This window comes from Nesterenkonia halotolerans, from assembly GCF_014874065.1.
Classification (GTDB): domain Bacteria; phylum Actinomycetota; class Actinomycetes; order Actinomycetales; family Micrococcaceae; genus Nesterenkonia; species Nesterenkonia halotolerans.
On the sequence record NZ_JADBEE010000002.1, the window covers coordinates 549,423 to 562,643 of the forward strand.

At 67.4% G+C, this 13,221-nt stretch carries 13 protein-coding genes; 7 read left to right on the top strand and 6 right to left on the bottom strand.

Going from position 1 to position 13,221, the window contains the following annotated elements; all coding sequences use genetic code 11:
- Positions 1 to 24 precede the first annotated feature (24 nt).
- On the top strand, positions 25 to 1,275 hold the full coding sequence (locus H4W26_RS12785) for an MFS transporter (protein WP_192592584.1): 1,251 nt from the start codon (positions 25 to 27) through the stop codon (positions 1,273 to 1,275).
- 45 nt (positions 1,276 to 1,320) lie between these two features.
- On the opposite strand, the gene H4W26_RS12790 is transcribed toward H4W26_RS12785, so the two are convergent.
- Both H4W26_RS12790 and H4W26_RS12795 read right to left on the bottom strand, forming a co-directional pair.
- Positions 1,321 to 2,463: a CDP-glycerol glycerophosphotransferase family protein gene (locus H4W26_RS12790; RefSeq protein ID WP_192592585.1), complete on the bottom strand. Its 1,143-nt coding sequence runs from the start codon at positions 2,461 to 2,463 to the stop codon at positions 1,321 to 1,323.
- 158 nt (positions 2,464 to 2,621) lie between these two features.
- Positions 2,622 to 3,266, bottom strand: a complete 645-nt coding sequence (locus H4W26_RS12795; protein ID WP_225940127.1) for a VOC family protein — start codon at positions 3,264 to 3,266, stop codon at positions 2,622 to 2,624.
- A gap of 136 nt (positions 3,267 to 3,402) precedes the next feature.
- Here H4W26_RS12795 and H4W26_RS12800 point away from each other — a divergent pair, with 136 nt between their 5' ends.
- Positions 3,403 to 4,248 carry an SURF1 family protein gene (locus H4W26_RS12800; protein ID WP_318779885.1) on the top strand — a complete coding sequence of 282 codons (846 nt, stop codon included), beginning with the start codon at positions 3,403 to 3,405 and terminating at the stop codon, positions 4,246 to 4,248.
- A 6-nt stretch (positions 4,249 to 4,254) separates the two neighbouring features.
- The gene (locus H4W26_RS12805; RefSeq protein WP_192592586.1) at positions 4,255 to 4,785 is read left to right on the top strand and encodes a DUF3817 domain-containing protein; all 531 of its coding nucleotides are present in this window, start codon (positions 4,255 to 4,257) and stop codon (positions 4,783 to 4,785) included.
- A 44-nt stretch (positions 4,786 to 4,829) separates the two neighbouring features.
- Here the strand turns inward: H4W26_RS12805 and H4W26_RS12810 are convergent, their stop codons facing one another.
- Together H4W26_RS12810 and H4W26_RS12815 are read right to left on the bottom strand one after the other, a co-directional pair.
- A complete protein-coding gene (locus tag H4W26_RS12810; RefSeq protein ID WP_378626040.1) occupies positions 4,830 to 6,035 on the bottom strand; it encodes an MFS transporter in 1,206 nt (401 codons plus the stop codon).
- 414 nt (positions 6,036 to 6,449) lie between these two features.
- Positions 6,450 to 7,247: an alpha/beta fold hydrolase gene (locus H4W26_RS12815; RefSeq protein ID WP_192592587.1), complete on the bottom strand. Its 798-nt coding sequence runs from the start codon at positions 7,245 to 7,247 to the stop codon at positions 6,450 to 6,452.
- Between the two features lie 418 nt (positions 7,248 to 7,665).
- Here H4W26_RS12815 and guaA point away from each other — a divergent pair, with 418 nt between their 5' ends.
- The 4 genes from guaA to H4W26_RS12835 all read left to right on the top strand — a co-directional run bounded on the left by guaA (position 7,666) and on the right by H4W26_RS12835 (position 11,279).
- Entirely contained in the window at positions 7,666 to 9,216 is a 1,551-nt protein-coding gene (gene guaA / locus H4W26_RS12820) for a glutamine-hydrolyzing GMP synthase (protein ID WP_318779895.1), read from the top strand.
- 12 nt (positions 9,217 to 9,228) lie between these two features.
- On the top strand, positions 9,229 to 9,741 hold the full coding sequence (locus H4W26_RS12825; protein WP_192592589.1) for a DUF456 domain-containing protein: 513 nt from the start codon (positions 9,229 to 9,231) through the stop codon (positions 9,739 to 9,741).
- Positions 9,742 to 9,844: 103 nt separating this feature from the next.
- A complete protein-coding gene (locus H4W26_RS12830; protein ID WP_225940022.1) occupies positions 9,845 to 10,252 on the top strand; it encodes a four-helix bundle copper-binding protein in 408 nt (135 codons plus the stop codon).
- 148 nt (positions 10,253 to 10,400) lie between these two features.
- A complete protein-coding gene (locus tag H4W26_RS12835; RefSeq protein ID WP_192592590.1) occupies positions 10,401 to 11,279 on the top strand; it encodes a F510_1955 family glycosylhydrolase in 879 nt (292 codons plus the stop codon).
- Positions 11,280 to 11,334: 55 nt separating this feature from the next.
- Here the strand turns inward: H4W26_RS12835 and H4W26_RS12840 are convergent, their stop codons facing one another.
- Positions 11,335 to 11,955, bottom strand: a complete 621-nt coding sequence (locus H4W26_RS12840) for a DUF305 domain-containing protein (RefSeq protein ID WP_192592591.1) — start codon at positions 11,953 to 11,955, stop codon at positions 11,335 to 11,337.
- 145 nt (positions 11,956 to 12,100) lie between these two features.
- Positions 12,101 to 13,192, bottom strand: coding sequence for a DUF418 domain-containing protein (locus tag H4W26_RS14070; protein ID WP_192592592.1), 1,092 nt, complete (start codon positions 13,190 to 13,192; stop codon positions 12,101 to 12,103).
- Positions 13,193 to 13,221 lie beyond the last annotated feature (29 nt).

Sequence of the window (13,221 nt, forward strand, 5' to 3'; positions counted from 1 at the left end):
TGCGAACCATGGCAGACTCTCCGGGTGAGTCGCTCCAAGTCCCCCTCCGCCTCCCCAGAGCCCGGCGACGGTCCCGGCGGCTCACAGACCCTCTTCACCCGCAGCTTTCTGCTGGCCATCGGGATCAACCTGTGCTTCGGCATGGTCTTCTTCATGCTGGTCACCGGCATGGCGGTCTACGCAGCCAGCGAGTTCTCCGTCGGGCAGACCGCCGCAGGGTTCGCCGCCTCCGCCTTCGTGGTCGGGGCACTGGTCTCCCGCATCTTCGCCGGCAAGTACGTCGACTTCCTCGGCCGCCGTCGGACCGTGCTGGTCACCCTCGTCTTCTTCGTGCTGGCCTCGGTGGCCTACCTCGTGGTGGACGGCTACGCAGTGCTCATCCTGGTCCGGATGGTGCAGGGCGCGGCCTTCGGCTTCGGCCAGACGGCGCTGAACGCGGGCGTCTTCACGCTGATCCCACCCTCCCGTCGCGGGGAGGGGGCCGGCTACTACCTGGTGGCGAACTCCCTGCCGCAGGCCCTTGGACCGCTGCTCGGAATCCAGGTCAGTCAGTCCCTGGGCTTCCCCGCACTGTTCATCACCGCCAGCGTGCTGGCGGCGCTGGCGCTGGTCCTCGCGCTGTGGATCCGGCTTCCGGAGGCGCCGGCCAACACCCAGAGCCTGCGACGACGGCTGATGCTCAAGCCCGGCGACATCTTCGAACGCCGAGCGATCCCGGTGGCGCTGGTCGGGATGATGCTCTCCGTGGGCTTCGCCTCCGTGATCACCTTCCTGGACAGCTTCACCCGCGGCGAGAACATGGACAACGTGGGCAGCCTGTACTTCGTCATCTTCGCCGCCGTCGTACTGATCACTCGGCTCTTCGTGGGGCGGCTGCACGACTACTACGGGGACAACACCGTGATCTACCCGACGGTGGTGATGTTCTTCGGCGCCATGGCGCTGCTGGCCTGGTCGCCCAACGAGACGGTGGTGCTGCTCTCCGCGGTGCTGGCTGGGTTCGGGCACGGGTCCCTGTTGCCGGTGCTGCAGGCCACCATCGCCTCCGCCGTGCCGGCCCACCGGGTCAGCATCGGGCTCTCCACGTTCCTGATCTTCATGGACTCAGGCGTCGGGCTCTCCCCGCTGCTGCTCGGGCCATTGGCCGACCTCGGCGGCTACCGGTTCATGTATGGCGCCTGCGCGGGGCTCATCCTCGCGGCGATGATCGTCTATTGGCTGCTCCACGGCCGCTACGACGTCCGGCAGGGGACACCTCGGCGCCCACGGGATTGAGCCTCCGGCGTCGGCACTGTTGGGTGCCCACGGGAGTGAGCCTCGTCAGACCTGCTTCAGCTGCAGCGCGTCCACGATCCGGTCCGCGCAGCGCGGGTTCTCTTCGGGCAGCGACCCGTCCGGGTTCGTGACGAAGTCCAGGTGGCGGGAGCGGAACTCGTTGTAGTCCGTGTCCTCCAGCGCCAATGCGGTGGAGACCGCCTCGGCAGCAGAGGTGGCGATGGGGCCGGGGACCTCGGCGAAGTAATCCAGCGCGAGCCCGCGGGCCTTGAGGTAGTAGTCCATGTCGTAGGGCCAGAACACCAGCGGGATGTCCCGCAGGGTGGCCTCATAGGTGATGGCTGAGTAGTCGGTGATGACCACGTCGGCCACGCTGAGCCAGTCCAGGATCCCGAAGTCTCCGGTGCCGATGATGACCCCGTTGGACTCCGGCACCGGGGTGCGATCCGCCGGGTGCGGCAGCATCACGAGGTTGCCGAGGTCGCCGTCGAACGCTGCTGCCAGCTCCAGGTAGGAGACCTGCTGGCCGCGGCGGAAGGTGGGCACGTAGATCACGGTCTTGCCGTGGGCCAGCTGGGGGTGGTGCTGCAGGATGCGATCCCGCCGGGCCGCACTGCCGGCGTCGTCGAGGAGGTAGTCCACTCGGGGCATGCCGAGTGGCTGGACCATCTCGGGCGGGACGCCGAAGGCCTCGGCGTAGGTCGCGGCCGTATAGCTGCCGGAGGCGCAGATGAACGAGTAGTTCTCATGCATGCGGATCGAGTTCGCGACCCGCGGGGCCAATCCCTCCCGGCGGCCCGAGGCCAGGTGGCCGAACTTCTTGATCGCGCCCAGGGCGTGCCAGATCTGGCCGATCTTCAGATCCTTTCGGTGGTTCAGGATGCTCACAGGGATGATGTAGCCGTCCACGAGGCAGCCGTCGCAGGTGGCCAGGTGGTACATCTCGCGCAGCGCGCGGCCGATGTAGCTGGGGCTGAGCTTATTGTGCTTGATCACGATCACGCGGTGCCCGGGATGCTTGCGCTTCAGCGATTCCTGCAGCAGCTTGAAATCCGCCGAGATCTGCCGCGGCTCGCGGGTGATCAGCACGACCTTCTTCTGCACCGGCAGCAGCTTCATGCCAGCGTAGATCGCCCGCGCGCCGAACGTCAGGACGCTCAGCGCATGAGGCAAAGCCGCTTTGATCACGCTGCTCCTCGTGGTGACGGGTTCATCCGCGCGGTTTCAAGATGTCTCATCTTGTTTCACAGACGAACTTATCTGCTGTTGCTGTCACCTTAGCGCACGCTCTCACGCGACCGGTCGTGGCGGCGCGGCGTCGGCGGGACGTGTGGCCACCGAGGGGCTCAGATGGTGACATCGCCCTTGGGGCTGTGAAAGGTCACGGACATGATCCCGGGCGTGCCGGAGGGGGCGATCCACTCCACATCCACGTCTTCGAAGGGATCCACGTTCGGGCAGGCCAGCCACTCGGTGACCCGGTCCGGGGAGCCGGCGATGCTGAGCTTGGTCAGCGAGGCCTCCGGGGGATAGGCCTGCGAGGGGTGCAGCTCACCGGTGCCTTCGTTCCAGCGCAGCAGGTAGGGCACCTGGGGGTCGGCGATGAGCCCCTTGATGCCGATCTGCTGCCAGGTCAGCTCCTGACCGTCGGGGAACTTGCGGTTGCCGGGGACTGCCTTGCGGCCCAGTCGCTCTTCGAAGGGGGAGAGGTCATCGACGCTCACGCACCAGCCCATCCATCCGCCGCCCATCTGGGAGCGGTTGCGGACTGCCTGGCCGAAGGGGGCCTTATCGGCGCTGGGGTGGTCCAGCACCTCCACGATCTCCAGGTACTGGCGGTTGGCCAGCGGGATGATCGCGTTGCGGGTCCCGAACCGCGGATGCATGCCGCCACGGACGCGCTCCACGCCCAGAGCATCGGTGATTCGTTCCACCGTGGCTGCCATTCCATCGGGACCAACTGCATACGAGACGTGATCGAGGCGCATCATGGCCCAATCATGGCACCAGGTGCCGTTGAGAATTAAATCCTCGGAAGAATCCATACTTTTTTGAATTTTTCTACCGAATGTAGAAATATCACGACGACGGCGCACCCGCCCGGTTCACGACGCGTATCCTTGGTGGGTGCTCAAGACCGCCATGCAGCCCAAATGGATCGGAACCCTAGTCCTCGCGCTGGTTCTGGCCTCCGTCTTCGTGGTGCTGAGCGCCTGGCAGTTCAGCCAGTCCGAGACCGAACCGGTCCCCACTGAAGACATCACCGAGACTCCCGTTGCGCTGACCGAGGTCCATCAGCCCGAGCAGGCGATGACCGTGGCCGAGGCGGACCGGATCGTCGACTTCAGCGGTGAATTCCTCCCTGACACCCAGGTGCTCATCGAGGAGCGGCTGCAGAACGGGGAGACCGGCTACTGGGTGATCGGCGCTTTCCGTCCCGATGACGCTCCGGGGGAGAACATCATCCCGGTGGTGCGCGGCTGGGTGGCCGATCCGGCGGACGCTGACGCGCAGCCCGCAGAGCAGGAACTCACGATTCAGGGCCGGCTGCTGCCGCCCGAGGCTCCCGGCCCGGGTCCGCGGGAGTACGCCGAAGATGGCACGCAGATCTTCCCGACGCTGTCCCCGGCGGAGCTCATCAATGTGTGGGACCAGCCCGGGTATTCCGGCTTCGTGGTGGCCTTCGACATGCTCGACGCTGCCGGAGACGAGGTGGGGGCGGCGTCGTCGTCCTCGGCTCTGGAACCGGTGGAGGTCGGACCCCAGCCCGAGGCCACGGGATTCAACTGGCTGAACCTGTTCTATGGGGTGGAATGGACGGTCTTCGCCGGATTCGCCTTCTACCTGTGGTGGCGCCTGGTCAAGGATGCCCACGAGAAGCAGCTGGAGGAAGAGCGGCTGGACCGCGAATGGCAGGAGCAGTGGCGGGCCGAACAGCTCGCGCTGCGCGAGCAGAACCGAACGGAAGACTGACGACGCATGACTGATTCCTCGACGACCGGCTCCACTGGCTCTGACCCGCGCTCTGCTGGCGCGGCCGACGACATCCCGCCCGCGCCGCCGCGTCCCAAGCAGCGCCGCTTCGCCGGCACCGCCGCGCAGATCCAGGGCTCGCTGACCTTCTATAAGTTCTTCGCCTTCGCCACCGGCATCATGCTGCTGATCCTGGTGGCGAAGATGATCATGGACTACGGCTTCGGCTACGAGCTCTACGCCGGTGGCACGACCGCCGCAGGGGCCGAGAACACGCTGGGCTTCTACCCGAAGGAATCCGTGGTCGACGGGACCGGGATCTCCTATTGGACCGCGGTGGTCCACGGCTGGATCTACGTCATTTACATCATCGCCGGATTCCGACTCTGGTACCTGATGAACTGGAAGATCGGTCGGCTGATCACGATCGTGCTCGGCGGCGTCGTGCCGTTCCTGAGCTTCGTGGTGGAGCGCAAGATCGCCCGCGAGGTGCGCCTCGACATGGAATCCAACCCGGAGGCCGTGCGGCGGTACTAAGCGGGCTCCGCGCTCTGATCTCGCGGTGCTGAGGCTCCTCGGGGCTATCGGGCCGCGGCGGTCGCGAGGGTGCGGGTGCGCCGCGCCCAGAACAGCACGGGGATCAGCAGCAGAGCGAGCAGTCCGCCGCCCAGCGAGAGGTACGCGAAGCTCGTCGCGGCCATCACCATCCCAGACATCGCGCCGCCGCCCGCCCCGGCCAGGGCGATCAGCACGTCGATCCCGCCCTGCGTGCGCGGACGGTTCTCCGGGACCGTCGCGTCCACGACCAGCGCGGTGCCGGCGATGAGCCCCACATTCCACCCCACCCCGAGCAGGATCAGCGCCAGGATGAGCAGGCCCAGGGAATCGCCCGGTGCGGCCGCACCGACCAGCCCCGCGGCGAGCAAGATCACGGCCGCCGCGACGCTCATCGGGATCCGCCCGAGCTTGTCCACCAGCACGCCGGTGACCAGGGAGGGCAGCCACATGGCGCCCACATGCAGCCCGATGACCAGACCGACCGAGCCGAGCCCGTGACCGTGCGCGAGCATGTGGATCGGGGTCATCGTCATGATCGCGACCATGGCGATCTGCGTGAGCACCATGACGGTCGCCCCGATATACGCCCCGGTGCCGGGCTTGGGGGCGGGGTCGGCGTCTGGTGCGGTGCGTGCCACGTCAGGGGAGGTCGCTGGGGTGGCTGTGTCGCTGAGGCTTGTATCTGCCGCGACTGCAGCCTCCGCGGCGGCGAGTTCTTTCGCCAGCAGAAACGGGTCCGGTCGCAGGAAGACGAACAGGATCACGCCCGCGGCGAGATACGCCGCGGCGGCCAGCAGGAACGGCCCGGCCAGCGGAGGAATGCCCATGCTCCGGGCAAGATCCCCGAGCGGCTCCACCAGATTCGGCCCCGCCACCGCGCCGAGCGTGGTGGCCACCATGGCGATGCTGATCGCGGTGGCTCGGCGGGAATCCGGCGCCAGATCGGTCCCGGCGTAGCGGGCCTGCAGATTCGTGGCCGTCCCCGCGCCGTAGACGAACAGCGCGAGAAACAGCATCGGCACCTGATCGGCGACGGCGGCGGCCACCACTCCGAGCGCTCCGAGCCCGCCCGCGCTGAACCCGATGCCCAGCCCGATCCGTCGGCCCCAGCGCTGGCTGACTCGACCCACGGTGAACGCCGCCAGCGCGGATCCCAGCGTGAACAGCGCGATGGGCAGCCCGGCCAGGCTCGCCGAGCCCAGCATGTCCTGGGCCAGCAGCGCTCCCACGGTGACCCCCGCGGCGAGCCCGGCACCACCCAGGATCTGGCTGCAGACGACGACGATGAGCGTGCGCCGCTGAACCTGCGCCCGCTGCAGCGCACCCCCGGTGAGTCATGCACGCATCATAGACCGGGCCCGTCCCCGCAGCCGCGCGCGGGACCGACCCAACGTCCACCCCAGCCCGCCCCACATCGATTGGGCGGAAATCGTCGGAATGAGCGACCCCGGGACGGCCCATTCCGACGATTCCTGCCCAATGGATGGGGGAGAGCTGGGGACTCTGCAACCCGAGGGCGAAAACGGGCGCTATCGGTGCCCCGGCGGGCAGGGTTATTCCACCCGTTTGTGCCCCAGGGATGTGGGGGAGCGGCGTCGTCGTCGTTCTCGGGCTGAATCGCCGGCGGGTTGCGGTGTCCCCGCTCAGTCTGCGGTGAAGAAGGCCCTGAGCAGGGTGGTGAACACCTCGGGCTTCTCGGCGTGGACCCAGTGGCCTGCGTCCTTGATGGTCGTCTGGCTCACCAGCGGAAAGAGCTTTCGCATCGCGGATTCGTACTCGTCCTGCACGTAGCCGGAGTTCGCTCCCGCAATCCAGAGCACGGGGCCGTCGAACTGTTCGCCGTCGAACTCCGGAAAATCCCCGATCGCCGGCAGCGACTTATGGAGCAGGTCCAGGTTGACCCTCCAGCGGAATCCGTCACCGGAGCGGACCAGGCTCTGCAGCAGGAACCCGCGGACCATCTTCTCCGGGATCGGTTCCTGCAGAAACTCGTCAGCCTCCCCGCGTGAGGAGAGCCTGTCCAGGTCGATGCGGCTCAGGCTGCTGATCAGGTGGTCGAAATCAGCCATGGACTCGTGAGCGACCGGGGAGATGTCGACGACGGCGAGGCGGCTGACCAGCTCTGGATGCCTCAACGCCAGCACCATGGCAACTTTGCCGCCCATCGAATGACCCAGCAGATGCACCGGGCCGTCACTCGCCACAGTGCTCCGGAGGTGCTCCGCCACGATGTCCGCCTGCTCGACGTAGTCGAACGTCTCGGTCCACTCGGAAGCGCCGTGGTTGGGAAGATCCACCAGCTCTGATTGCAGGTCGGGCGTGAGCGCCTTGGCGATCTGCGTGAAATTCTTGCCCTGCCCGAAGAGCCCGTGCAGGAACACCACGGTCTCACCCGTCTCACCGACGTGCTGGGCGTGGAGCGGAGCTGGGTCGGCAGTCATGATGAGTCTTTCCTGTCCTGCATGGGGCGCGTGTGGTCCCGTACATCCTAGGCGGGACCGTCAGCGGGGCGGGAATGTGTGGGGGAAGTCGCATCGTCGTCGTGCCTTGGGGAAACCCCGCATCGATTGGGCGGAAATCGTCGGAATGCGGGTCCTCGGTGCGGCTCATACCGACGATTTCTGCCCAACAGATGCGGGGAGGGTGCTGCGAGAGGCCCCGCGAGAGGGCCCGGGACGGGAGGCCTCGGGAGGAAGGCCCCGTGAAGGAAGCCTGGGAGGGAGGCGTGCCCTCGGGGACAGGTCCGCCCACGGCTACCCACCCCGCGCTGGCCGCTAGGATGGGATGGTGACTTCTCAGCCTGATTCCGCAGACGCAGCCGTGCCCGCCGTGGAGCGGTCGAACTCCGAGGCGCAGACCGTGCTCGTGGTCGACTACGGTGCGCAGTACGCCCAGCTCATCGCCCGCCGTGTCCGTGAGGCCCGCGTGTATTCCGAGGTCGTGCCGCACACCCTCGCAGCCTCAGAGATCATCTCGCGGAAGCCCTCCGCGGTGATCCTCTCCGGCGGTCCCTCTTCGGTCTACGCCGAGGGCGCCCCCGAGGTGGAGACTGAGCTCTTCGAGGCCGGCATCCCCGTGATGGGCATCTGCTACGGATTCCAGGCCATGGCGCACAGCCTCGGCGGCGAGGTCTCCCGCACCGGCGATCGCGAGTACGGCAAGACCGAGGTGCGAAGCGTCAACGCCCCGCACTCCCTGCTCACCGGCACCGACCAGGTCCAGTCCACGTGGATGTCACACAGCGACTCCGTGCAGAAGGCCCCCGAAGGCTTCCAGGTGCTGGCCTCCTCCGAAGGCGCCCCCGTCGCGGCCTTCGCCGATGAGGAGCGCAAGCTCTACGGCGTGCAGTGGCACCCCGAGGTGCGCCACTCGCCCCAGGGTCAGCAGGTCATCGAGAACTTCCTCTACAACGGCGCCGGCCTGACGCCCGAGTGGACCACCGGCAACATCGTGGAGGAGCAGGTCGCCGCGATCCGCGCCCAGGTCGGAGACGCCCGCGTGATCTGCGGCCTCTCCGGCGGCGTGGACTCCGCCGTGGCCGCCGCCCTCGTGCAGAAGGCCATCGGAGACCAGCTGACCTGCGTGTTCGTCGATCACGGGCTGCTGCGCGAAGGCGAGGCCGAGCAGGTGGAACGCGATTTCGTCGCCGCCACCGGCGCCAAGCTCTATGTGGCCGACGAGCGCGAGCGCTTCCTCGCCGCACTCGAGGGCGTCACCGATCCCGAGACCAAGCGCAAGATCATCGGCCGCGAGTTCATCCGCGCCTTCGAGAGCGCCGAGAAGGCAGTCCTCGCCGAGGCAGCCTCCGACGGCGCCACGGTCGAGTTCCTGGTCCAGGGCACCCTGTACCCGGATGTCGTCGAATCCGGCGGCGGCGAGGGTGCGGCGAACATCAAGTCCCACCACAACGTCGGCGGCCTGCCCGAGGATATGGTCTTCAAGCTGGTCGAGCCGCTGCGCGCGCTGTTCAAGGACGAGGTCCGCGCCGTCGGCGCCGAGCTCGGCCTGCCCGCCGAGATCGTCCAGCGCCAGCCGTTCCCCGGCCCCGGCCTGGGCATCCGGATCATCGGCTCGATCTCCGAGGACCGGCTGCGGATCCTGCGCAAGGCCGACGCGATCGCCCGCGAGGAGCTCACCGCCTCGGGTCTGGACCAGGAAGTCTGGCAGATGCCGGTCGTGCTGCTCGCCGACGTCCGCTCCGTGGGCGTCCAGGGCGACGGCCGCACCTACGGCCACCCGATCGTGCTGCGCCCGGTCTCCTCCGAGGACGCCATGACCGCTGACTGGTCACGGCTGCCCTATGACCTGCTCGCGAAGATCTCCAACCGCATCACCAACGAGGTCGAAGAAGTCAACCGGGTCACCCTGGACGTCACCTCGAAGCCGCCAGGCACCATCGAATGGGAGTGAGTCGGAAGACTCATGCTCGATTCCACCGCCGCTGAGGCGATCACCACCGTCATCGCCGGACTGCTGCTGGTGGTCGGCGCGCTCGGCGTCGTGCTGCCGGTGCTCCCCGGGTCCCTGCTGATCATCCTGACCCTGCCGGTCTGGGCGTTCCTGCTGGGCGGGGCGGTGCCGTGGATCGCCGCGGTGATCGGCATCATCCTGGCCATCGCCGGATGGAGCGGCTCCACCGTGCTCACCGGTCGGTCACTGCACCAACAACAGATCCCACGCAGGCCGATCCTGATCGGGATCGCCGCCGCCGTCGTCGGCCTGTTCCTGCTCCCGCCGCTGGGGCTGTTCATCGGCTTCGCCGCGGGGCTCTTCGGCGCCGAGTACTTCCGCCGCGGCCGCGATTGGCGCGCCGCGGGGACAGCGAGTCTGCGCGCGATGCGGGCGATGGGCCTGGGGATCCTGCTGGAATTCCTGCTCGCCGGCCTGGCGATCTCCGCGTTCGTCATCGGCGCGCTGGTCTACTTCGTCTTCTGAGCAGGGTTCTCATCGATGCGCCACGGCAGTAGCCTGAGGCACACGGAAGACCGTATGGGCACCTGCAGAGGTGCCCGGCACGCACCGCGACGAGAGGAAGATCATGTCTCACGTGAAGTCCATGCTCGAGGTTCACCCTAAGAAGGATCTGGGGGTCGATCAGGAGAAGCTTGCGGCTTGTATCGCCGCGTGCTTCGAGTGCTCGCAGACCTGCACGGCCTGTGCGGATGCCTGTCTCAGCGAGCCCATGGTGGGCGAGATGGCGACCTGCATCAGCACGGACCAGAACTGCGCGGATATCTGCCTCACCACCGGACGCATCCTCACCCGCATCACCGGACAGAACAAGGATGTGCTCCGAGCCGTGGTGCAGGCCTGCCGCGAAGCCTGCCGCGCCTGCGCCCAGGAGTGCGAGGGCCACGCAGAGATGCATGAACACTGCCGGCTGTGTGCGGAAGCCTGCCGGCGCTGCGAGGCCGCTTGCGACGAGCTGCTCAACGTTCTCGGATAAGCCGCCAGGAAGCGGACGGTGACGGGGCCCTTGACGGAACCTTCATCGAATCTTCAGCCCAGCTGAGCCGATCTTCGGCAGGCCGAAGACTAGGGTGGAATGCCGACCTGGAAAAGGTCGGTATCCCGTAGCCCATCCGAAGGACTGTATGACGACGTTCCCCCGCAGGCTTCTGCTCACCGGCGGATTGGGGCTTCTCGGTGCAGGCGCTGTCACAGCCTGCGCTGGAGCTGAACCTTCAGCAGGATCAGGGTCCGGACCTGATCCCCAGGGTGCGGAATCTTCAGCGAACACCGATGCCCTGGGCCATGTCCACGGCATCGTGCGTGATCCCTCCGACGGTGTGGTGCTGCTGGCGACGCATTACGGGCTGTTCCGCATTGCGGATCACGTCTTGAGCCCAGTGGGTCCCACCATCGATCTGATGGGATTCACGCTCGCGCCCGAGGGCCGCTACCTCGCCTCTGGGCACCCGGGAGCTGGGGTCGATCTGCCCGAGCCCGTGGGCCTGATCGAGTCCACGGACCAGGGGGAGAGCTGGACCGTGGTCTCACGTGGCGGGGAATCGGACTTTCACGCGCTGACCGCCGATGCTGAGCGCGTCCTCGGCTTCGATGGGGAGCTGCGCATGAGCACAGATGCCCAGAACTGGGAGACTCTCGCCATTCCGGCCCCTCCCGCGGCTCTGGCCATGGCGCCGGGGACGGGGAGGATCGCCGCGGCCACCGAGGCCGGGCTGCTGCTCTCCGCCGACGGGTCCAGCTGGGAGACTCTTCCCACACCACAGCTGGTCTCCCGCGTGGCCTGGGCCGATGACTCGACCCTTCTGGGCTCGGGGATCGACGGGCGGCTGCTGACCAGCCGCGATTCCGGACAGACCTGGGCCGCCAGCGAGGAGCCGGTCGGGGAGGTCGTCGCCCTCGGGGCCGGCCTCACGGGGGACGGGTCAGTCGAAGCTCTGCTGGTGGTCGGGACCACAGTCCTGCGAGCCACGGAGGGCGGGAACACGGTCGAACAACTCGTCTGACCGAAGGGCCGGTCCGGTCCCGCACCTCGGCCTGCCCGGTGCCGCGCCCCATGGATCAGAGGTCTTCGAGCAGGGTCTCCATCTCCTCGATCTCGGCCTGCTGGTCGGCGATGATGGTGTCGGAAAGCTCCAGTGCCTCAGGGTTCTGCCCTGTGTCCAGGTGATCCTGGGCGGAGGACACCGCGCCCTCGTGGTGGGCGATCATCTGCTCCAGGAAGAGTCGTGAGGCCTCGGTGCCGGTCGAGTCCTGCAGCTGGCTGAGCTCGTCCTCGCTCATCATTCCGTCCATACCGGACATGCCTTCCATCGAGTCCATGCCTTCCATGTCCTCGTGGTCGGCGTGCTCGGTCTCGCCCCAGGCTTCCAGCCACGCGTCCATCTGTTCCATCTCCGGGCCCTGAGCCGCTCGGATGTCCTCGGCCAGGGTGGAGACTTCAGGATCGATCCCGTCCTTCTCGAGCAGGATCTCCGACATCTCCACCGCCTGCTGGTGGTGCATCGCCATGCCGGAGACGTAGCCCACGTCTGCCTCGTTGTACTCCTCCGAGACCGCCTCGGCGCTCTGCGTGGTCTCAGCTGCAGACTCGCTGGCCGGCTCCTCGGAGCTTCCGCAGCTGGCCAGGGCGGCGGCGACGGCAAAGGCTCCGATGCTTGCGGACAATGACTTCGTGTTCACGAGTTCCTCCTGTGTCGGGCAGTTCTTCCGTCCACAGGAGTCAACCGGGCGGTGTTCTCTCTGATGCCTGGAAAAACCCTTCTTCAGGGAATCTTCACGGAACTCTGACCCCTCCTTGACGGGTCGCGCGGAGCGCCTGCCCAGATCAGGGCGTGGAGCGGCGGAACTTCGGCAGCCGCAGCAGCACTTCGAACGGTCCCCGGCTGAAGCGTCGTCGCCAGAGCCAGGTGAACGCCATCAGCGCCGCGACCGTGGCACCGGTGGCGAGCGCGCCCTGGGCCATCGTCTCCGGCCCAGGGCGGATTACGAACGCAAGGACCAGCAGGTGTCCGATGTACGCCGTCAGGGCCATCTGCCCGAGCGTGATGAGAGGTCCTGCCCAGGGCCGTGTCCAGGCGTGGATCTTCAGGCAGACGCCCAGCACGAACACCGCCGAGCCCGTGCCGCTGATCAGCCATAGGGGCATCTGTGAATGCGCCACCGCACTGACGAGCCGCTGCCATTCCACATGACTGGTGGGTTCACCGAAGAGCTGGACGAGGGCGCCGGAGAGCAGGCGCGCCCCGATGGCTGCCACGGCTCCCCAGAGGATCAGACGGGTGCTGAGCCTGGTCAGCCCAAGCTGCTGGCGTCCGAGCCAGAGGCCCAGAACGAAGGGGGCCGCCCAGATGATCATCGGGTACGGGCCGGTGATCACGATGTCGGTGAAGATCTCCCAGATCGGCTCAGTCGCCGAGACGGGGTCCCGGTCGAACTGCCCGTCGGTCTGTGCCTGGACGAGGAGCCACAGAGGCGGGCCGACGACGGCGCTCAGCCCGGCGACCGCGAGGAGACTGCGGCCCGAGGCGCGGAGCAGCGGGAGCGAGCAGAGGATCAGCAGCGCGTAGATCTGCAGGATCACGGAGACCCCATGATCGAGTGATTGCAGCGCCAGGCCGCCGAGCATCAGCAGCGCGCAGCGCCATATCAGCGCGGCCCAGGGCAGCGGCCCCTGATCGGTTCGGGAGCGGCGAGTCATGAGCGAGAGCCCGATGCCCCCGAGCAGCACGAACAGCAAGGACGCGCGGCCGTAGGGCACACGGTAGAGCAGGTCCAGGAGCTCGTCGTCGCCGCGAGGTCCGGTGTTGATGGCGATCATGCCGATCACGGCGAGACCGCGGGCCGCGTCCAGGGCGAGCATTCGGCGTGGAGCCAGGTGGGAGGCTGAGCGAGCAGCGGCAGTTCCCTCAGTCGACACTCTGGTCCTCCACCGGGTTCGGTTGATTC

Bases quoted from the DNA above. Each gene is read 5' to 3' on its own strand.
- H4W26_RS12795 (WP_225940127.1), bottom strand. From the start codon at position 3,266: ATGATGCGCCTCGATCACGTCTCGTATGCAGTTGGTCCCGATGGAATG.
- H4W26_RS12805 (WP_192592586.1), top strand. From the start codon at position 4,255: ATGACTGATTCCTCGACGACCGGCTCCACTGGCTCTGACCCGCGCTCT.
- H4W26_RS12815 (WP_192592587.1), bottom strand. From the start codon at position 7,247: ATGACTGCCGACCCAGCTCCGCTCCACGCCCAGCACGTCGGTGAGACG.
- H4W26_RS12825 (WP_192592589.1), top strand. From the start codon at position 9,229: ATGCTCGATTCCACCGCCGCTGAGGCGATCACCACCGTCATCGCCGGA.
- H4W26_RS12830 (WP_225940022.1), top strand. From the start codon at position 9,845: ATGTCTCACGTGAAGTCCATGCTCGAGGTTCACCCTAAGAAGGATCTG.
- H4W26_RS12835 (WP_192592590.1), top strand. From the start codon at position 10,401: ATGACGACGTTCCCCCGCAGGCTTCTGCTCACCGGCGGATTGGGGCTT.